The sequence below is a fragment of the Buchnera aphidicola (Anoecia oenotherae) genome (genome assembly GCF_005080765.1).
Lineage (GTDB): Bacteria > Pseudomonadota > Gammaproteobacteria > Enterobacterales > Enterobacteriaceae > Buchnera_E > Buchnera_E aphidicola_AB.
The window spans coordinates 136,942-157,748 of sequence record NZ_CP033012.1 but is presented as its reverse complement, the minus strand read 5'-3'; the positions used below and the strand labels follow the sequence as shown (position 1 = coordinate 157,748).

At 25.2% G+C, this 20,807-nt stretch carries 16 protein-coding genes; 7 read left to right on the top strand and 9 right to left on the bottom strand.

Going from position 1 to position 20,807, the window contains the following annotated elements:
- Positions 1–8: 8 nt before the first annotated feature.
- The 8 genes from nuoI to ndhC form a co-directional block, all read right to left on the bottom strand.
- A complete protein-coding gene (nuoI, locus tag D9V65_RS00660) occupies positions 9–554 on the bottom strand; it encodes an NADH-quinone oxidoreductase subunit NuoI (protein WP_158341671.1) in 546 nt (181 codons plus the stop codon).
- Positions 555–571: 17 nt separating this feature from the next.
- The gene (gene nuoH, locus D9V65_RS00655) at positions 572–1,543 is read right to left on the bottom strand and encodes an NADH-quinone oxidoreductase subunit NuoH (RefSeq protein ID WP_158341670.1); all 972 of its coding nucleotides are present in this window, start codon (positions 1,541–1,543) and stop codon (positions 572–574) included.
- Complete coding sequence (gene nuoG, locus D9V65_RS00650) at positions 1,540–4,266, bottom strand: NADH-quinone oxidoreductase subunit NuoG (RefSeq protein WP_158341669.1); 2,727 nt, start codon at positions 4,264–4,266, stop codon at positions 1,540–1,542. Before nuoG ends, nuoH begins: the two co-directional genes overlap by 4 nt.
- 145 nt (positions 4,267–4,411) lie before the next feature.
- The gene (nuoF, locus tag D9V65_RS00645; protein ID WP_158341668.1) at positions 4,412–5,698 is read right to left on the bottom strand and encodes an NADH-quinone oxidoreductase subunit NuoF; all 1,287 of its coding nucleotides are present in this window, start codon (positions 5,696–5,698) and stop codon (positions 4,412–4,414) included.
- Complete coding sequence (gene nuoE / locus D9V65_RS00640; protein WP_158341667.1) at positions 5,695–6,207, bottom strand: NADH-quinone oxidoreductase subunit NuoE; 513 nt, start codon at positions 6,205–6,207, stop codon at positions 5,695–5,697. Before nuoE ends, nuoF begins: the two co-directional genes overlap by 4 nt.
- Positions 6,208–6,210: 3 nt before the next feature.
- Positions 6,211–8,016, bottom strand: coding sequence for an NADH-quinone oxidoreductase subunit C/D (nuoC, locus tag D9V65_RS00635; RefSeq protein WP_158341666.1), 1,806 nt, complete (start codon positions 8,014–8,016; stop codon positions 6,211–6,213).
- A 146-nt stretch (positions 8,017–8,162) separates the two neighbouring features.
- The gene (locus D9V65_RS00630) at positions 8,163–8,816 is read right to left on the bottom strand and encodes an NADH-quinone oxidoreductase subunit B (protein WP_158341665.1); all 654 of its coding nucleotides are present in this window, start codon (positions 8,814–8,816) and stop codon (positions 8,163–8,165) included.
- Positions 8,817–8,857: 41 nt separating this feature from the next.
- Positions 8,858–9,253 (bottom strand): NADH-quinone oxidoreductase subunit A, encoded by a 396-nt coding sequence (ndhC, locus tag D9V65_RS00625; protein WP_187305769.1) that lies wholly within the window; start codon positions 9,251–9,253, stop codon positions 8,858–8,860.
- Between the two features lie 675 nt (positions 9,254–9,928).
- Here ndhC and dnaK point away from each other — a divergent pair.
- Together dnaK and dnaJ are read left to right on the top strand one after the other, a co-directional pair.
- Entirely contained in the window at positions 9,929–11,857 is a 1,929-nt protein-coding gene (dnaK, locus tag D9V65_RS00620) for a molecular chaperone DnaK (protein ID WP_158341663.1), read from the top strand.
- A gap of 104 nt (positions 11,858–11,961) precedes the next feature.
- Entirely contained in the window at positions 11,962–13,101 is a 1,140-nt protein-coding gene (gene dnaJ, locus D9V65_RS00615; RefSeq protein ID WP_158341662.1) for a molecular chaperone DnaJ, read from the top strand.
- Between the two features lie 131 nt (positions 13,102–13,232).
- Here dnaJ and rpsT read toward each other — a convergent pair whose 3' ends face one another.
- Entirely contained in the window at positions 13,233–13,493 is a 261-nt protein-coding gene (gene rpsT / locus D9V65_RS00610) for a 30S ribosomal protein S20 (protein WP_158341661.1), read from the bottom strand.
- A 140-nt stretch (positions 13,494–13,633) separates the two neighbouring features.
- Between rpsT and ribF the strand changes: the two genes are divergently transcribed.
- The 5 genes from ribF (at position 13,634) to carA (ending at position 20,760) form a co-directional block, all read left to right on the top strand.
- Positions 13,634–14,563, top strand: coding sequence for a bifunctional riboflavin kinase/FAD synthetase (gene ribF / locus D9V65_RS00605; RefSeq protein WP_158341660.1), 930 nt, complete (start codon positions 13,634–13,636; stop codon positions 14,561–14,563).
- 16 nt (positions 14,564–14,579) lie between these two features.
- On the top strand, positions 14,580–17,405 hold the full coding sequence (gene ileS / locus D9V65_RS00600; protein WP_158341659.1) for an isoleucine--tRNA ligase: 2,826 nt from the start codon (positions 14,580–14,582) through the stop codon (positions 17,403–17,405).
- A complete protein-coding gene (gene lspA, locus D9V65_RS00595; RefSeq protein ID WP_158341658.1) occupies positions 17,405–17,866 on the top strand; it encodes a signal peptidase II in 462 nt (153 codons plus the stop codon). Before ileS ends, lspA begins: the two co-directional genes overlap by 1 nt.
- Positions 17,867–18,633: 767 nt before the next feature.
- A complete protein-coding gene (gene dapB, locus D9V65_RS00590) occupies positions 18,634–19,434 on the top strand; it encodes a 4-hydroxy-tetrahydrodipicolinate reductase (RefSeq protein WP_158341657.1) in 801 nt (266 codons plus the stop codon).
- 201 nt (positions 19,435–19,635) lie between these two features.
- The gene (gene carA / locus D9V65_RS00585; protein ID WP_158341656.1) at positions 19,636–20,760 is read left to right on the top strand and encodes a glutamine-hydrolyzing carbamoyl-phosphate synthase small subunit; all 1,125 of its coding nucleotides are present in this window, start codon (positions 19,636–19,638) and stop codon (positions 20,758–20,760) included.
- The last annotated feature ends 47 nt before the right edge of the window (positions 20,761–20,807 follow it).

The window sequence follows — 20,807 nt, the reverse complement described above, 5'->3', positions numbered from 1 at the left end:
GTTTTCTCTTAGGGTAGCAAACTATGAATATCTACACAGGTTTTTTTTTTAGAATGTTGACTAGAATATTCTTTTTCTTCATGAAGTTGCACTCCAGAGACATTATAAAAATTATAATGTTTATTTTTTCCTGTTCCAGATATCAATAAGTTTTCTTTTTCATAAATTAAATCTTTTCTATCGTATTCAGCTAGTTCAAAATCTGGAATTAACTGAATAGCAGTTGTTGGACATGCTTCTTCACATAATCCACAAAATATACAACGAGAAAAGTTAATTCTAAAAAATTTTGGATACCATCTATTTTTTTTTTCTGTTTTTTGTAAAGATATACATCCTACAGGACAAACTACAGCACATAAATTACAAGCTACGCATCTTTCTTTTCCGTTAGGATCTCTAGTTAAAATAATTCGTCCTCTGTATCTTTGAGATAAATTAACAGTATCTTCAGGATAATTTTGTGTTTCTGGTTTTTTAAATAAATGAAAAAGTATTAATAATAAACTTCTTAATTGAGATAATAAGAAAAATAATATTTTTTTTATAAACATGTTCCACCCTGTATATATTATATATATAATAAATAAGCAGTTGTAATAACTAAATTGAGTAAAGATATTGGAAAAAGAAATTTCCAGCTAAAAATAAGTGTTTGATCATATCTAGGTCTAGGTAGTGAAGCTCTAATCAAAACAAATAGGAAAAAACATAATATCATTTTTGCAATAAACCAAAATTCCGGGTATATTCCGGGACCGTACCATCCTCCTAAAAACATACTAACGATTAATCCTGAAACTGTTAATATAGACAGATATTCTCCAATAAAAAATAAACCAAATTTCATGCCAGAATATTCTATATGATAGCCGTCTGCTAGTTCTTGTTCAGATTCAGGTTGATCAAAAGGATGTCTATGACATAAAGCTAAACTTGATATAAAAAAAGTAATAAATCCTAGAAATTGAGGTATAATGTTCCAAATATATTGTTGACTAGTAACTATATCAATTAGATCAAAAGAATTAGCTCGTGCTACTGTTCCCATACACGATAATCCTAAGAAAATTTCATAACTTAAAGTTTGAGCAATTGAACGAACAGATCCTAAAAAAGCATATTTATTGTTACTACTCCATCCCGCAAAAAGGATAGAATAGACAGATAGTCCAGCCATCATTAAAAAAAATAGTATTCCTATATTTAAACGTATTAAAACTATTGTGTTTGAAATAGGAATAATAGAAAAAACTAATAACAAACTAATAAAAGAAATAATAGGAGCGACAAAAAAGAGTGTTTTATTACTAAATTTAGGAATCCAGTCTTCTTTAAAAAGTAGTTTAATCATATCTGCTACTATTTGCATAATTCCAAACCATCCTACTCTATTAGGTCCATGTCGATTTTGAAAATATCCTAGTAATTTTCTTTCGAATAAGCTCATAAAGGCAGCAAATATTACTAATAAAAATGAAAAAGTCATTCCTTTTACTATGTATAAAAAAAAAGTACTATTATTGTAATAAAGTAAATTCATATTATTACTTCCTGAAAATTAACTATAGTTTTTCCTAATAGTTCATAAGGAAATCCTATTCTTCCTATTGGTAAAGCGATATTTTTAGAAGATAAAGTTTTAGATAATTTAATAGACATATGAAAAGTTTGGTTTAAGCATTGAAACATAATTGTAGAACCTGATTCTAAATTTTTTTCTTTAGCATTTTTAATACTAATTAATGCATAAATTGAGTAAATTTTATGATGTATTTCAGGAGAGTATTGTGATATTTCATCTACTCCAAATAGAGTGTAATATGGTACGACGGTAAATAAATTTTTTCTTATTGAGGTTTTTTTGTTTTTAATAGAAAAAAATATTGTTTTTTTTATTTTTTCTTTAAACAAAAGAATTCCAGGACTTCCATTTTTTAAATCTCCACCTATTTCTTTTTGAAATTTATTCCATGCTTGAGGTGAATTCCAACCGGGAGACCAAACAAATGGAATATAAGAAGAATATTCGTAAAATCTGTTAGATCCTTCCATAGAGAATGAAAACATACTATCATTATCTTCTGGTTGTTTTGGTTCATGTATATCTACATGAGATCGAAGTGCTGTTCTTCCACTGGCACGATTAGGAGAACGTGGTATTTTTTGTTCAAAAATTTTAGTACTAGAAGTAGGTAACATTTGTTTTAATGGAGCAAGGTAAGAAGAAAAAGATGAATAAAGTTTTGTAATTTTATCTAGTGATATATCATCTTTCGTATTTTTATTTATTTTGTTATTTATGTTATAAATCCATTTCCAGCTTTCTTTCATTTTATTTTTTTTATTTAAAAAACTTGTTGAATATGTTTTAAAAAATCTTTGAGCTCTACCTTCATAATTAACTACTGTTCCTGAACTTTCGTAAGAATTAGAAGAAGGAAATACAAGATGTGCTTGTTTAAGAGTTTCTGTTTTTTGATGGTCTAACACTAAAATTGTTTTAATATTTTTTAAAATCAAATCAATTGTATTTTTGGTCATCCAATGATATAAGTTATTTTCCATAATAATAAGAGTTTTAATTTTTTCACATTGAATAGTGTTAATTGCTTGATTTAAAGTCATTCCTCCAAATAAACTAACACCTATACTGTTAGTACAATGTGGAAGAAATGCAATCTTTGTATTAGAATTTAGTAAATATAAAGATTGAGAAATATTAAATACTATTTTTAGTATGGTGGAATTACTTGATTTACTTCCAGAAATAATGAGAGGTTTTTTTGATTTAACAAGAGAATTGTAAATAAGAAAAACCTTTTCTTGCATTTTTTTATCAAATTTGTAAGAATATAGGTTTTTTTTTGTAATTAAATCATAAATTGAATTTAGAATATTTATTTGATTTTGAATAGATCCAATATAGCTACAGTTTACAATATCATGCAATTTAGTTTTAGTTGATCCTATAAAAAACAAAGGATTTTTCAGACCTTCTGAAAAGTTTTTAATTCCTTGAGAATGCCAATAAGGGATATTATTTTTTATTGCTTCTCGTGTTGACTTCATTTTTATTGCTTGTCTTATAGATAAAGCCATTCTAGAAGAAGTTTGAGTGATATCTTCCCCAATTATTAGTATCGAATCACATTCTTCTATTTCTTTTAAAGAAACAGATTTTATTCCGCTATTTTCTAGTAATTTTATAAATAAAAGAATATTTTTATATTCAGAATCTAACATTCCATTAGAAAAATTTTTCTTTCCTACTAAATTTAATAATGCATAATTACTTTCTAAACTTGCTCTACTAGAACCTATTCCTATAATTTTATTAGAACTTTTGATTATTTTTACTGCAATATTACAAGCTTCTTGTGAACTTAAATTAAATTTTTTTTTGTTTTTAACAATATAAGGATTTTTTATTCTATTTTTTAAATTAGAATGTCCGTATCCAAATCTTCCTAAATCACAAATGAAATATTGATTAATATTATAGTTATATCTGTTTTCTATACGTCTAATATATCCATATCTTTCTCCTGATAAAATATTGCATCCTATACTGCAATACTGGCATATATTAGGAGAATATTGCATATCCCATTTTCGATTATAGTTTTTTTTATGTAACTTATCAGTAAAAACACCAGTAGGACAAATTTCAATTAAATTTCCTGAATGTTCGTTTTCTAATTCACCAGATTCTAAACGGCCAAAATACATTCTTTGTCCTGATCCATAAACACCAAAATCTTTCCCGTCGCAATAATCTTTGTAGTATCGAACACAACGGTAACAAGAAATACAACGATTCATTTCATGAGATATAAAGTGACCTAAATACTGATTTTTATATATTTTTTTAGAAAAATTATATTTTCTATTATGGTGTTTTGTCATTACAGTCATGTCTTGTAAGTGACAGTTTCCGCCTTCTGCACATATAGGACAGTCATGTGGATGATGGATCATAAGATATTCTATATTGCTTTTTCTAAAATTTTTTGCTTCTTTTTCATCAATAGATATTATCATATTGTTTTGAAGAGGAGTCATACAAGCCATTGCTATTCGACCTAATTGATCGTTTTTATCTGAATATATTTTTATAGCACATTGTCTACATGCTCCTATACTTCCTAAAATTGGATGCCAACAAAAATATGGCAAATTAATTCCAAGGGATAAGCAAGTATGTAACAAATTTTCTGATTTTTTTACGGTATAAATTTTTTTATCTATAAAGATAGTAAACATAATTTTTTCCACACGAATTAAACATTTAGTTATTAAAAATAAGTGTAATTATATAAATTTATTTTTGTATACATGTCTATAATATAGATAGATATTTTTTAAATAAATATTCTTTATATAGATTTAATTTTTAATCTTTATATAACTAAATAAAATATTTTTTAAAATCAGAAATAAAGTATTTTATAGCGCTTTTTAATGGAGATACAGCTCCAGGAGCATGAGCACAAAAAGTTTTTCCTGGACTTAAATCTGTGCAAATTTTATCTAAGACTTTTATATCTTCTATATTTCCTAATCCTGATTCTATTTTTTTTAGTATTTTTAGGCTCCAAGGTAATCCTTCTCTGCATGGTGTACACCAACCGCATGATTCTCTAGAAAAGAAATCTTCTAAATTAATCAATAAAGGTACAATATTAGTTTTTTCATCGATAGCAATAGATATTGCAGTTCCTAATCGACTTCCTGCTATATTAATGTTGGTGAAATCTATAGGTATATCTAGATGTTTATATGTTAAAAAATCTGTTCCAGCTCCTCCAGGTAGCCATGCTTTTAATTTTAAATTATTTTGCATTCCTTGTGCATAATCTTCTAAAAGTTCTCTTGCAGTAATTCCAAAAGGTAGTTCCCATACTCCTGGTTTATTGACTTTTCCAGAAAAGCCCATCATTTTTGTTCCATGATCTTTAGTTTTTGATAATTTCTTATACCATGTTGTTCCATGTAAAATAATAGCTGGAATATTACATAAAGTTTCAACATTATTAACACATGTTGGTTTTCCCCATAATCCAATATTAGCAGGGAAGGGAGGTTTAAATCTTGGGTTAGCTCTTTTTCCTTCTAGAGAATTAATTAATGCGGTTTCTTCTCCACAAATATAACGCCCTGCTCCAGTATGGATAAATATATTTAAATTAAAATTACTTCCTAATATTTTTTTACCTAAAAATCCTTCTCTTGTTGCTTCTTTTATAGCTATGTTTAAAAAATAGTTAGATTCTGTATATTCTCCTCTTAGGAAAATATAGCTAGTTGGAACGTTTAGAGCGTAAGAAGATAAAATTATTCCTTCTATTAGTAAATGTGGATTTTTTTCCATTAATAGTTTATCTTTATATGTTCCTGGTTCCATTTCATCTGCATTGCAGATTAAAAATCGTTCGTATTTAGTATTTATATTATTAGATTTTTTCATTAATTCCCACTTCATTCCTGTAGGAAATCCTGCTCCTCCTCTACCTTTTAGTTCAGAATTAATAACTTTTTTTATTATTTCATCAGGGGAAAATTTTGATATAGCTTTTTTTAATCCTGCATAGCCATTTTTTTTTAAGTATTCATTAATGAATACAGTTTTTTGATCTTCACGTAGTCTCCATGTTAAAGGATGAGTTTCTTCTAGTTTTTTGTTTTTTTTTTTCATGAATATTGTTCCAAAATAAATATAATAGATTCTGCTGTAACTCGTGGATAATAATATGAGTTTATAGAAATAACAGGGCTTTTATCACAAAAACCTAAGCAACAAGTAGGTAATAAAGTAAATTTTTTATTTTTGGTAGTTTCCCCTGATTTTATTTTAAGTGTTTCTTCTAAACAAGATTTTATTTTTTTAACATTATTTATATAGCATACAATACTATCGCAGTATCGGATTATATAGTTTCCAACTGGTTTTCTAAATATCTGACTATAGAATGTAGCAACTTCTTCAATTTCATTACTAGAAATATTTAATATTTTTGATATGGCATGTATAGAATTGGTAGAAATCCATCCTCTATGTCTTTGTACTATTTTAAGGGCTTCAATAGATACAGCTCTATTTGTTTTATATTTTTTTTTTTCTTTTTCTATTTCTTTTATTTCGATGTTACTTAATTGAAATTGTTGAAAAATAATAGTATTTATTTTTTTTTTATTGATATTCATGATTTATCGATCCACATCTGACATAACAAAGTCTATGCTACCTAAATAAACTACTAAATCTGATATTAAAGAACCAGAAATAACAGAAGGTATTTGTTGTAAGTGGGGGAAACTTGGTGTTCTTATTCTAGTTCGATAACTCATAGTTCCACCATCGCTAATTAGATAGTAACTATTAATTCCTTTTGTTGCTTCAATCATTTGAAAGGACTCGTTATTTTTTAAAACTGGACCCCAGGATACTTGTAAAAAGTGAGAAATCATAGATTCAATATGATTTAATACATGATCTTTCATTGGAGGAGTTGTTAAAGGATGATTTGCTTTAAAATTTCCTTCTGGCATATTATTTAAACATTGTTTAAGTATAGAGATACTTTGATAAATTTCTTCTACTTTTAACATAACTCTTGAATAAGAATCGCTAATTTTATTTCCTATTGGAATTTCAAAATCAAAGTTTTCATATCCGGAATAAGGTCTATATTTTCTTATATCAAAATTTATTCCTGTAGCTCGCAATCCCGCTCCTGTAACTCCCCAGGATAAAGCTTCTTCTTGAGAGTATTGAGCAATTCCTTTTGCACGTGATATTAAAATACTATTTTTTAATGAGATATCGACATATTTTTTTAATCGATTAGGTATCCAATCTATTATTATTTTTAGTAATTTATCCCATCCTTTTGGTAAATCTTGAGCAACACCTCCAATTCGAAACCATGCTGGATGCATTCTAGCTCCGGTAATAAATTCGATTAAATTATAAATTTTTTGTCGATCAGTAAAAGCAAAAAATACTGGACTCATAGCTCCTACATCTTGAATAAATGTAGATATATATAGCAAATGACTATTTATTCTAAATAGTTCTGACATCATTATTCTAATAACTTTAACTCTTTCAGGAACTACTATGTTGGCTAATTTTTCAACTGCTAAAACATATGGCATTTCGTTAACACATCCACCTAAGTATTCTATTCTATCAGTATAGGGAATATAGGAATGCCAAGATTGTCTTTCAGCCATTTTTTCTGCACCTCGATGGTGATAACCTATATCGGGAACACAATCAACAATTTTTTCTCCGTCTAGTTGAAGTATTATTCTAAAAGCTCCATGAGAAGATGGATGATTAGGACCAAAATTTAAAAACATAAAATCAGAATTTTTTTTAGATTTTTTCATTCCCCATTTTTCTGGTTTAAAGGATAATGCTTCCATTTCAGAATTTTCTTTTTCTTTTGTTAAATAGTACGGATTAAGTTCAGTTGCTCTAGCAGGATAGTCTTTCCTTAGAGGATGTCCTTTCCAATTTTTTGGCATTAAAATATTTGTTAAATTAGGATGATTTTCAAAAAAAATCCCAAACATTTCATACGTTTCTCTTTCATACCAGTTTGCATTTTTAAATAAATTAGTAATAGTAGGAATTGTTAAATCGTTATTTAATAGAGGTACTTTTAATATTAGATCGCAGTTTCTTTCAATGGATAATAGATGATAAAAAACAGAAAAATCAGAATTAGGAATATATTTTTTAAAAACACGTGGTCGTTCATCTACTCCATGTAAGTCATATAACATGGAATATGGTTTAGATATGTTTTTTAAAAAACTAGCAACAGATAGAATTATTTTTTTTTTTATCCAAAGAACAGGATAACCTATTTTAGTAGGTTGAATAAAAAAATTTTTTTCTTCAAATTGAATAAATAATTTTTGAATAGTGTCATTAGTATTTTTGTCATAAGAATTGTAGATATTTAGTTTATTATTTTTTAGTAATAAATTTTTGTTTATCATAAATTATACGGTACACTTAATTGAATGTTGTAAATAGGTAATTAGTACTTTTACTATTGCATGAATAATGGATAATAATGTAATTATTATTGAATTTAAATATTAGTTGATAAAAAAATAACATATTTACATTATAGTAGTGATTATTAATCAATATGTTTAATATTGATTATTTTTTTTTGTTTTTTATTTTTCTCAGAAGGCATTTTAGCTTTATATACTCCTTGATCTCCTATTATCCAAGATAAAGGACGACGTTCTTTAGCAATAGAATCTTGTAGTAGCATTAATGCCTGAATATAAGCCTCTGGTCTTGGTGGACAACCTGGTATATAAACATCCACTGGTAAAAATTTGTCAACGCCTTGTACAACAGAGTAAATATCGTACATACCTCCTGAATTAGCACAAGCTCCCATAGATATAACCCATTTTGGTTCTAGCATTTGATCATATAATCGTTGTATAATTGGTGCCATTTTAATAAATGGAGTACCTGCTATAATCATAACATCAGCTTGACGTGGAGAAGCTCTTAAAACTTCTGATCCGAATCTAGAAACATCATGTACGGATGTAAAAGCTGTTACCATTTCTACATAACAGCAAGATAATCCAAAATTAAAAGGCCAGAGTGAATTTTTTCTTCCCCAATTAACTATATTATTAATAATGTTTTTTAATTTTCCCATAAAAATATTATGATTTGTATTTTTTTTTAAAGGGTCTTTTATAGTTATTTTTTTTTGTATAGGATAATTTTTATTTTTTAAATTTATTTTAGTGATTGTATATTTCATAATTTATATGTGATAACTCTATTTTTAAATAAAGATAATTATTAGTATTTAAATTTTTTTTTTTCGTTCCAATATAAAGATTTTGTAGATAATAAATAAAAAAGACTTATTAGCAGTGTTGTTATAAATAATATAGCTTCAATAAAACCCATCCATTTACTAAAATGAATACTTACAGACCAAGAGTATAAATAGATACTTTCTATATCAAATATTACAAAAAACATAGCAATTAAGTAAAAATGTATTGAAAATCTAATTTTCGTATTTCCGATTGAAGTTATTCCTGATTCAAAAGGAATATCTTTTTTATTAGATTTAGATTTTCCACCTAAAACATAACCTAAAAATAGTATTATAAAGCATATAAATAGAGAAGTTAAAATAAAAGAAATTATAGGTATATATGAAAAACTTTGTATTTTATTCAATTGAATAACTCATTTTAATCAAAATAGTTTATGCGTCTTATTTCAAAACTAAATTTTAACAAAATAGAATTTTAAAACAGTGTATATTATTTGTATATATATATATTAAAACTCAATTTTGAAATAGGAAATGCGTGTTAATATAGGTTTTAAACGTATAATTTACTATATCGAAATTATATTTTATATTATAAATCGTTTTAATTTAATTCTATTAAATTATACATCTATAGAAAAAATCATAAAGCAATTATTTATATTTGTATGTTTATAAATTACGTAGATAGAATATGAATTATGTTCTAAATAATTTTTATTCAGGGATTATTTTATTTTTAATTGAAATATCGTGTATTACAAGTTAAATAGAATATTTTTATCATGTAAATACAACAAACAAACTTAAGTATTATAGTTTACATATATATATAATATATACTCTACGTAATTAATTTTCATAAAGAATTTTATTAGAGTAACACTTTAAATTTAAATATTTTTCTATTAAACCCTTGATGAGTGGAACATAGACCCCCATTTAATGGGTATTGCTGTAATAGTTGAAATTTAACTTATAGTTATAGTTCAATAATATGTTTAGCTGATTAAAAGCCAAAAGGTATGGGCTACATAACAGTTGAATAACCCAATTTATTACAACGTAAAATAGGAGAGATTAAAATGAGTAAAATTATTGGTATAGACTTGGGAACAACCAACTCTTGTGTTGCCATTATGGATGGCAATAAAGCTCGAGTATTAGAAAATTCAGAAGGAGACAGAACAACCCCTTCTGTAATAGCTTATACAAAAGAAGGAGAAGTATTAGTAGGACAACCTGCAAAAAGACAAGCTATAACAAATCCAAAAAACACTTTATTTGCTATTAAGAGACTTATTGGAAGAAAGTTTAGAGATAAAGAAGTACAACGAGATATAGAAATTATGCCTTATACTATTTCTAAATCTAGTAATGGAGATGCTTGGTTACTAGTCAGTAATAGAGGTAATAAAAAAATAGCTCCTCCGCAAATATCAGCTGAAGTTTTAAAAAAAATGAAAAAAACTGCAGAAGATTATACAGGAGAGACGATAAAAGAAGCAGTTATTACTGTACCAGCTTATTTTAATGATGCTCAGAGACAAGCAACAAAAGATGCTGGTAGAATAGCTGGACTTGAAGTTAAGAGAATTATTAATGAACCAACTGCTGCAGCATTAGCATATGGGTTAGATAAAGGTCGTGGTAATAGAACAATAGCTGTTTATGATTTAGGTGGAGGAACTTTTGATATTTCAATTATAGAAATTGATGAAGTAGATAAAGAAAAAACTTTTGAAGTACTTGCTACAAACGGAGATACTCACCTAGGTGGAGAAGATTTTGATAGCAGATTAATAAATTATTTAGTCGATGAATTCAAAAAAGAACAGGGTATTAATTTAAAAAACGATCCGTTAGCTATGCAAAGATTAAAAGAATCAGCAGAAAAAGCAAAAATAGAATTGTCTTCAGCACAGCAAACAGAAGTGAATTTACCGTATATAACAGCAGATTCTAATGGACCAAAACATTTAAATATAAAGGTTACAAGATCCAAACTAGAATCTTTAGTAGAAGATTTAATTATTAGATCGATTAAACCGTTAAAATTAGCTCTTCAAGATGCTAAATTAACTATAAAAGATATAAATGATATTATATTAGTGGGTGGACAAACTAGAATGCCTATGGTTCAAAAACAAGTAGCTGATTTTTTCGGAAAAGAACCAAGGAAAGATGTTAATCCAGATGAAGCAGTAGCAGTTGGAGCTGCGGTTCAAGGAGGAGTATTATCAGGAGATGTTAAAGATGTTTTATTATTAGATGTAACTCCATTATCTTTAGGAATTGAGACGATGGGTGGTGTAATGACTTCTTTAATAGCAAAAAATACTACTGTTCCTACTAAACATAGTCAAGTTTTTTCTACTGCGGAAGATAATCAATCTGCTGTTACTATACATGTATTACAAGGAGAAAGAAAGAGAGCACAAGACAATAAATCTTTAGGTCAATTTAATTTAGATGGTATACAACCAGCTCCAAGAGGGATTCCTCAAATAGAAGTTACTTTTGACATAGATGCTGATGGCATATTACATGTTTCTGCAAAAGATAAAAATTCTGGAAAAGAGCAAAAAATTACTATAAAAGCATCTTCAGGTTTAAATGAAGATGAAATTAATAAAATGGTTAGAGATGCAGAAATTAATTCTGAATCTGATCAGAAATTTGAAGAATTAGTACAGATTAGAAATCAAGGTGATCAAGTTGTTCATAGTACTGAAAAACAATTGTTAGAACATGGTAATAAACTAAAAAAAGATGATAAAATTAGTATAGAAAATTCTATAAAAGATCTAAAGAAAGCTCTAAAAGAAGAAAATAAAGATAATATTAATAATAAAATACAAGAATTGATCAAAATATCTTCAGTTTTAGTAGAATTAAGTAAAAAAGATAATCAAGATCAATCTGTAAAATCTAATAATGATTCTAAAAATAAAAACTCTAATGTAGTGGATGCTGAATTTGAAGAAGTAAAAGAGCCCAAAAATAAAAGTTAATTGGAACTTTTTTTAAATGTAAAACTATCTTAGAATTAATAAACACGGGCGAAGAGTTTTAATCTTCGCCCGTGTAAGTATGTTATAGATTAGGAAAATTATTTATGTCGAAGAAAGATTATTATCAAACTTTGGGTGTTAAAAATTCAGCAAAAGAAACAGAAATTAAAAGAGCATATAAGCGATTAGCTATGAAGTATCATCCAGATAGAAATCAAGGTGATAAAAGTGCTGAAAAAAAGTTTAAAGAAGTAAAAGAAGCATATGAAGTTCTCATTAATCAAGAAAAAAGACAAGCTTATGATCAGTATGGGCATTCTGCTTTTGATCAAAATAGTAGTAGTAATAGTAATTTTCATAGTAGTTTTACTACTACAGCAGATTTCGGAGATATTTTCGGAGAAGTTTTTGGTGATATTTTTGGAGGTAATAATCATAGTAGATCTGTTAAAGGATCAGATTTGCAATATAATTTAGATCTAACATTAGAAGAAGCAGTTAAAGGTACAACTAAAGAAATTCATATATCATCCTTTCAAAAGTGTGAAACATGTCATGGTGCTGGAACTACTTCTAGTAAAAAAATTATTAATTGTTCAATGTGTAATGGTAATGGACAAGTGCATATTAGAAAAGGATTTTTCACTGTTCAACAAAGCTGTCCTACATGTCATGGAAAAGGAAATATAATAAAAAATCCATGTCGTTTATGTGCTGGATGTGGAAGATTAAAGAAAAATAAATCCTTATTAGTAAAAATACCAGCTGGAATAGATTCTAATGACAGAATTCGTTTGAATAATGAAGGTGAAGCAGGAGAAAACAATTCTTCTTCTGGAGATTTGTATGTTCAAATTAAAGTTAAAAAGCATTCGATATTTGAAAGAAGCAAAAATGATTTATATTGCGAGGTACCCATTAATTTTCCTGTAGCAGCTTTAGGAGGAGAAATAGAAATTCCAACATTAGATGGAAAAGTTAAGTTAAAAATTCCTACAGAAACTCAATCAGGAAAATTACTTAGAATACGAGGTAAAGGTGTTAAATCAGTAAGAACAAGAAATGTAGGAGACTTATTATGTAGAATAGTTGTAGAAACTCCGGTAAATTTAAGTTATGAACAAAAAGAATTATTGCATAAACTTGGAAACAGTTTAGACGATTATAAGAATAAAAAAAATAGTCCAAAATCGAAAAGATTTTTTGATGGAATAAAAAAATTTTTTGATGAATTAACTAGATGAAACTAAAATAGTAGTATTGCTATTTTATTACGTGCAATACTACTGATTATTTTAATTAAATAAATTCATTAATAAAATTGTTGAATACAGATTCATTTTTAATATTTAAATATTTATATATTAAATATATACTATAGTTTTCTTATATGATTTTCTAATATAGATTTATGACGAGCTGCTTTGTTTTTATGAATTATTTTTTTTGCTACGTTTCGATCAATAATAGGTTGCATAATTTTGTATGCTAATTTTGCAGATTCTTTATCTTTAGATTTAATTGCAGTATATACTTTTTTAATAAAAGTGCGTATTGTAGAACGTTTATTAGCATTTTGAATTCTTTTCTTCTTTGATTTAATGGAATCTTTTTTTGATGATTTGATATTAGCCATGTTATTTCCTTTTTAATTTTAATAAAAAAATATATTTATATTTTATAAAATCTAAATATATAAAGAAAAATTCTATTTTTTGTATATTTTAAAAATGTATAATACAAGAATATTATACTATTTTAAAATTCATTATACCTATGAAACTAATAAGAAAAATAAAGAGTTTAAAAACAATATATAAAGATTGTTTTTTGACTATTGGAAATTTTGATGGTATGCATTATGGACATCAAGCTCTTTTATCAAATATATGCAATAGAAAAAAAATATATGGAGGAACTACTATTGTAATGCTTTTCGAACCACATCCAATAGAATTTTTAGATAAAAAACATGCTCCATTAAGAATCATGACGTTTAGGGATAAAATAAATTATTTAAAAAAATGGAAAATTGATATTGTTATTTGTATTTCTTTTAATAAAAAAATGTCTTTAATGACACCAGAATATTTTTTAGTTCATTGTATATTAAAGAATATTAATATTAAGTATATTACAGTTGGAAACGATTTTCATTTTGGAAAAAATAGAATAGGAAATATAACATATTTAAAAAAAATAAGTGAAATATATAAATTTATTGTATTTTTTCAGTCTGATTTATGTTTACATGGTATACGTATTAGTAGCAGTTTAATTAGAAAAAAAATATTAAATGATGAATTTGTACAGGTTAAAAAATTATTAGGGCATGATTTTTGTATTTCAGGAAAAGTAAAACATGGACATAAAAAGGGAAGAACAATTGGTTTTCCAACAGCTAATATTTCTTTACATAAGCATATGTTATTGCTTTCAGGGGTTTATGCTGTAAAAGTCACTATTCCTTTTTTATCATTAACAGTTTATGGCGTTGCTAATATAGGAACTAGGCCTAGTTTTTATGGCAATCAAAAACAATTAGAAGTTCATATTTTTGATATAAAAGTAGATTTATACAGACAAAGAATATATGTTTTTATATATAAAAAAATTAGAAATGAAATATTTTTTAAAAATGTTTACGATCTTGTAAGTATGATTAAAAGAGATATAAAAATAGCTAAAAATTATTTTTTAATATAAATATGAGTCATAATGAATGAAAAATTATAAATCAACTTTAAATTTGCCTACTACTAATTTTCCTATGCGTGCTAATTTATTGGTAAAAGAACGTGAAATTTTAAAAAAATGGACTTTAAATAAATTGTACGATTTAATTCGTTTAAAAAAAAAGGAAAAAAAAAAATTTGTCTTACATGATGGTCCTCCATATGCTAATGGAAATATCCATCTTGGACACGTTTTAAATAAAGTATTAAAAGATATAATTGTAAAGTCAAAAAACATGTCAGGATTTAATGCATTATATACTCCTTCTTGGGATTGTCATGGATTGCCTATAGAGCATAAAATAGAAGTAATTCAAAGAAACAAAAACAAACTAAACATTTCTAAAAAAGATTTTCGTGCATTATGTAGAAAATATGCATTAAATCAGGTTGAAAATCAGAAAAAAGATTTTATTAGGTTAGGTGTTCTAAGTGATTGGAAAAATTCGTACCTTACTATGGATTATAAAAATGAAGCGCATATTATTCGATCTGTCTCAAAGTTAATTGAAAACAATTTTTTATATCATGGAACTAGACCAATACATTGGTGTATAGAATGTCAGTCATCATTAGCTGAAGCAGAAGTAGAATATATTGAAAAAAAATCTTATTCTACATTTTTTGTTCTTTTATTTAATGAAGAAAATAAAATAAAAGAAATATTTAAAATTAAAGATACAGTTAATTCGATAGGAATAGTTATTTGGACTACTACTCCTTGGACTTTGCCTTCTAGTCAAGCTATTGTAATCCATCCGAAGTTTAAATATTCTTTAATAGAAGTAAATACCCGTTTTTTTCTTGTTGCTGAAAGTTTGATAAGTAACGTTTTAGATCATATGGAGTTTAAAACATATAGAGTAATTGGTGTTGTTGTCGGAAAAAATTTAATTAATTTAAGTGTTTTTCATCCTTTAAAAAAAAATAGTACTGTACCAATTATTTTTGGAAATCATGTAAAAAACGATATTGGATCTGGAGCAGTACATACAGCACCAGATCACGGAGAAGAAGATTATTTAATTGGAAAAAAATATAATATATTACCTATTTTTTTAATTAATAAATACGGATGTTATTTCAAAGATGTACCTAGTGAAATTATTGAAAAAAATGTATTTAAATCTGAACTAATTATTCTAGAATTATTAAAAAAAAATAATAAACTTATTAGTTTTTCGTTAATAAAACATAGTTATCCTCATTGTTGGCGACATAAAACACCTCTTATTTTTTATTCAACACCACAGTGGTTTTTAAATATTAATAAATATAATTTGAGAGAAAAATCTATTAAATTAATGAATAATGTATCATGTATTCCTACATGGGGAAGGAAACACATGAAAATTATGATAAAAAATAGACCAGATTGGTGTATTTCTAGGCAAAGAATATGGGGGGTTCCAATTTCTTTGTTTATAAATAAAGAAACAGGGGAAATGCATCCTAAATCTGTATTTTTTTTAAAAAAAATATCTAAACGAATAGAAAAAGAAGGTATTGAGGCATGGTGGGACTTAAAAAAAGAAGAATTTTTAAATAAAGACGAATGTAAAATATATAAAAAATCAAAGGATATATTAGATGTTTGGTTTGATTCTGGTTCTATAAGTCCTTCGCATATTTATTATAATCATGATAACATTAGTAATATATCTGATGTTTGTATAGAGGGATTAGATCAATATCGTGGTTGGTTCATGTCTTTATTAATAATTTCAATGGCTAAAAATGGTTATATACCTTACAAAAATTTAATATCGCATGGTTTTATAGTAGATCAAAAAGGTTATAAAATGTCTAAATCTACAGGAAATGTTATTGATCCAAAAAAAATAATAAATACTGTAGGAGCTGATGTTTTAAGATTATGGGTTTCTTCTGTAAATTATTCGAAAGATTCAATTTTATCTCAAGAAATTTTGCAACAAATGACAGAATACTATAGAAAAATTAGAAATACTGCTAGATTTCTTTTATCAAATATTAGTGATTTTAATCCAAAATTAGATTTTGTTCACATAGATGAAATGGTTTTAATAGATAGATGGATCATATCTAAAACGAAAAAAATGCAAAAAAAAATCATTTACTGCTATGAAAAGTTTAATTTTAATAAAGTTTTACATTATTTAATGGATTTTTGTTCTATAGATTTAGGCTCTTTTTATTTAGAGATTATAAAAGACAGACAATATACTGCTTTTTCAAATAGTAAAATAAGAAGAAGTTGTCAAACAGCCATTTATCTAATAATCCAATCTTTTTCTAGATTGATAGCTCCTATTTTATCGTTTACAGCTGATGAAATTTGGAGTTATATACCTGGAAAAAAAGAAAATTTTATTTTTACTGAAGAATGGTTTACTGGTTTGGTTTCATTTCCTGAATCTAGTTATATTAGTGAAAAAGATTGGGAAATTATTTTTAATGTAAAAAATGAAGTTAATAAAGTTATAGAAAATGCTAGAAATATAAAATTAATAAAAAATTCTTTAGAATCATCATTAACTATTTTTGTAAATGGTAGATTAAAAGAAATATTAAATACTTTAGGAAATGAAACTAAATTTTTATTCTTAACTTCTGAATGTATAGTTAAAGATTTCAATGAATGTAAAAATGATGTTTTTGTTAGTAGTCACATGAATGATTTAAAAATAAAAATCAAAAAATTTGATGGAAAAAAGTGTTCTCGATGTTGGCATTATGTTATGGTTTTAAGTAAAGATAAACAGTATCCAGACATTTGCTTAAGATGTTTGAATAATATATTAGGGTTAAATGAAAAACGGATGTTTATATAATGAAGAAAACATTTTCTTTTATTAGTGTAAAAAATTTTTTATTATTATCTCTAATAATTGCGTTAGACTTTTACAGTAAAAAATGGATAATACACAATTATTGTCTTTTAGAAACTACATATATTACATATTGTTTTAATATTTTACGCACTCATAATTATGGATCTGCTTTTGGATTTTTATCAGAATATCATTTTTCTCAAAATTGGTTTATTTTTTTTACTATTTTTATAGTATTACTTTTATCAATTCAGTTTTTTTATTTTTTAAAAAGAAAGGAAGAATTTTATTATACGTTATATTTATTTATTGTTGCTGGATCTATAGGGAATTTATTAGATAGAATTAACTATGGTTACGTAATTGATTTTGTTGATTTACATCTTTTTGATTGGCATACCTGTACTTTTAATGTTGCTGATGTTAGTATTTTTATAGGTAGTACTTTTCTATTTATGTAATATAAAAATAGTAGTTAAATAATTTTAATTTTTTTAATAACTTATATTTTTATAATTTTTGTATATATTACATATATATATATAAAATTAAAAAAAAATATTTTTGTTTTAGTTAAAATGTAAAATAAAATACTTATGTATTAAATAATATATAAGTATTAAATATTAAATATATATTTAATATTAATAAAATAGTGGTTTTTTGGATTAAAAATTTTGAATTATAAATAATGTAATAAATATATATCAAATATATTAAAACAATACATATGTCATTTCATGTATATATAAAATATTTTACGTAATTATCTTGTATAGAATCATTTAGAATGAGAGGTTTTTCTATTTTTTAAATATACATAATGTTTCTATATTTTTTATTAAACATTTTATATAAAAGAAAAATAGATTATTCATTTTTAATGGTAATTCATTTTGTAGTTTTATAAATAAAAATTATTCATTAGTATTAATTTGTTAATTGTTAAAAAAACAAATTTATTTGTTGTATTAAAAATAAAAATTATATTTTTAGTGCTATTAAAATTAAGTTTTATTTAATGTATGAATACGTAAACCTAGTTTTTTAAGTAAAAACTGCAAAAAAAATATTTCTAAAATAAATTTGTTATATATATTTAATATATTAAATTATAATTAATAGTTTTAATTGTTAAAATAAAATCAGTCATGTAATAAAAAATTTATAGAAAATTAGTGTTTTAGTAAAAAAAATATTTTTTAAAATATTAATTAATTGGAAAATTATGATAAAAATAGCATTGTCTGGCACTTTAGGAAAGATGGGTAAAAGTTTAGTTCAAGAAATATATAAAGATAAAAAAACTACTTTGTCTGTAGCAATTATATCAAATAATCAATTTATTTCAAAAAATAAAAATACGATATTAAACGAATTAAAAAAAAATAATGTTTTTATTAGTACTTCTCTAGAAAAAGTATGTCATAAATTTGACGTCTTAATAGATTTTAGTTCTATAGATAAAACTCTAGAAAACATTAAAATATGTTATAAAAATAGAAAAAAAGTGGTTATAGGAACTACAGGATTTAGTTCTGATGAACAGAAAAATATATTTAAATTATCGAACAAAATAGGAATAGTACAATCTTCTAATTTTAGTATAGGTATAAATTTAGTTTTACAGTTAATAGATAAGGTTGCTAAAACAATAGGTTCAGATTCAGATATTGAAATTATTGAAGAACATCATAGTGAAAAAAAAGATGCTCCTTCAGGAACAGCTATTACTTTAGGTAAAAAAATTGCAAATGCTATGAATAATGATTTTAAAAAAATGGCAATTTATTCTAGAGTAGGTAATATTGGAGTGAGAAAAAAAAATACTATAGGATTTTCAGTTATTCGAACTGGAAGTACTATAGGAAATCACACTGTTGTATTTGCTAATAAACACGAACATATCAAAATAATTCACAAAGCAATAGATAGGTCTATTTTTGCAAAAGGTGCTATAAAATCAGCAATTTGGTTATTTAAAAAAGATAAAGGTTTTTTTAGTATGAATGATGTTTTAAAATTATAATATATAATAATATGAATACTATATTCTATTTATGCATACTTAGTAAATATTTTTTTAGATAATCTAATAAATTTGGAACAGTTTTATATTTGTAAAGTAATACTAAACTTTATTTATTATTTATAACATAAAAAAATAAATATTTAAATTAAACAAATATACATATATATATTTTAATATAAATTTAATAGAGGTTTTATTTTGGTAAAATCAGCTGTATTAGTTTTAGAAGATGGTACTTCTTTTTATGGAAAATGTATAGGAATACAGGGTTTTTCTGTAGGAGAAGTGGTTTTTAATACTTCTATGACGGGTTATCAGGAAATTTTAACAGATCCTTCATACTTTAAGCAAATTATTACTTTTACATATCCTCATATTGGTAATGTTGGAGTCAACACTAAAGATGAAGAGTCTATGAAAATTTATGCTACAGGAATGATTATTCGAGAGCAGTCTATAATTCCTTCTAATTATAGAAGCGAAATGTCTTTACCTGATTATTTAAAAAAGCATAGAATTATAGCAATATCTGGAATTGATACTAGAAAATTAACTTTATTAATTAGAAAAAATGGTACTCAAAATGGTTGTATTATGAGTTTAAATATAGGAAATTATAATGATGCTTATAGATTAGCTAAAAGTTTTCGAGGAATAGAAAATACTAATTTAGCAGATATGATTACTACTAGACATAAATATTATTGGAATACAACAGTTAATAAAAATATAAATGAAAAAAAAAGTACCTGTATAGAAAGAAAATTTTTTGTAGTTGTTTATGATTTTGGAGTAAAAAAAAGTATACTGCGTATTTTACATAATAAAAATTGTATTTTATTAATTGTACCATCTTACGCTCATTACAGCGATGTTTTAAAGTTAAAACCGGACGGAATTTTCCTTTCTAACGGACCTGGAGATCCTCGTCCATGTATTTATGTAATTAATACAATAAAAAAATTTTTAAAAAAAAATATTCCTATTTTTGGTATATGTTTTGGTTACCAATTACTAGCTTTAGCTAGTGGAGCAAAAATAATAAAAATGAAATACGGCCATCATGGCGGAAATCATCCTGTAAAAAATATAACTGACAATACTGTATATATTACATCTCAAAATCATAATTTTTCAGTAGATCGTAACTCAATTAACAGTAATATTAAAATTACACACATTTCTTTGTTTGATAAAACAATACAAGGTATTGCTATAAAAGATAAAAAAGCTTTTGGTTTTCAAGGTCATCCTGAATCTAGTCCTGGTCCACAAGATATTGTTCGTTTATTTGATAAGTTCATTAATCTAATGAATACGTAATTAAATTAGTAACGATATGTATACTTATACATAACTAGTAAATGGAG

Coding starts and splice junctions, on each gene's coding strand:
- dnaK (WP_158341663.1), top strand. CDS start 9,929: ATGAGTAAAATTATTGGTATAGACTTGGGAACAACCAACTCTTGTGTT.
- nuoH (WP_158341670.1), bottom strand. CDS start 1,543: ATGAATTTACTTTATTACAATAATAGTACTTTTTTTTTATACATAGTA.
- dapB (WP_158341657.1), top strand. CDS start 18,634: ATGATAAAAATAGCATTGTCTGGCACTTTAGGAAAGATGGGTAAAAGT.
- lspA (WP_158341658.1), top strand. CDS start 17,405: ATGAAGAAAACATTTTCTTTTATTAGTGTAAAAAATTTTTTATTATTA.
- nuoF (WP_158341668.1), bottom strand. CDS start 5,698: ATGAAAAAAAAAAACAAAAAACTAGAAGAAACTCATCCTTTAACATGG.
- nuoE (WP_158341667.1), bottom strand. CDS start 6,207: ATGAATATCAATAAAAAAAAAATAAATACTATTATTTTTCAACAATTT.
- nuoC (WP_158341666.1), bottom strand. CDS start 8,016: ATGATAAACAAAAATTTATTACTAAAAAATAATAAACTAAATATCTAC.
- ileS (WP_158341659.1), top strand. CDS start 14,580: ATGAAAAATTATAAATCAACTTTAAATTTGCCTACTACTAATTTTCCT.
- nuoI (WP_158341671.1), bottom strand. CDS start 554: ATGTTTATAAAAAAAATATTATTTTTCTTATTATCTCAATTAAGAAGT.
- ribF (WP_158341660.1), top strand. CDS start 13,634: ATGAAACTAATAAGAAAAATAAAGAGTTTAAAAACAATATATAAAGAT.
- nuoG (WP_158341669.1), bottom strand. CDS start 4,266: ATGTTTACTATCTTTATAGATAAAAAAATTTATACCGTAAAAAAATCA.
- D9V65_RS00630 (WP_158341665.1), bottom strand. CDS start 8,816: ATGAAATATACAATCACTAAAATAAATTTAAAAAATAAAAATTATCCT.
- dnaJ (WP_158341662.1), top strand. CDS start 11,962: ATGTCGAAGAAAGATTATTATCAAACTTTGGGTGTTAAAAATTCAGCA.
- rpsT (WP_158341661.1), bottom strand. CDS start 13,493: ATGGCTAATATCAAATCATCAAAAAAAGATTCCATTAAATCAAAGAAG.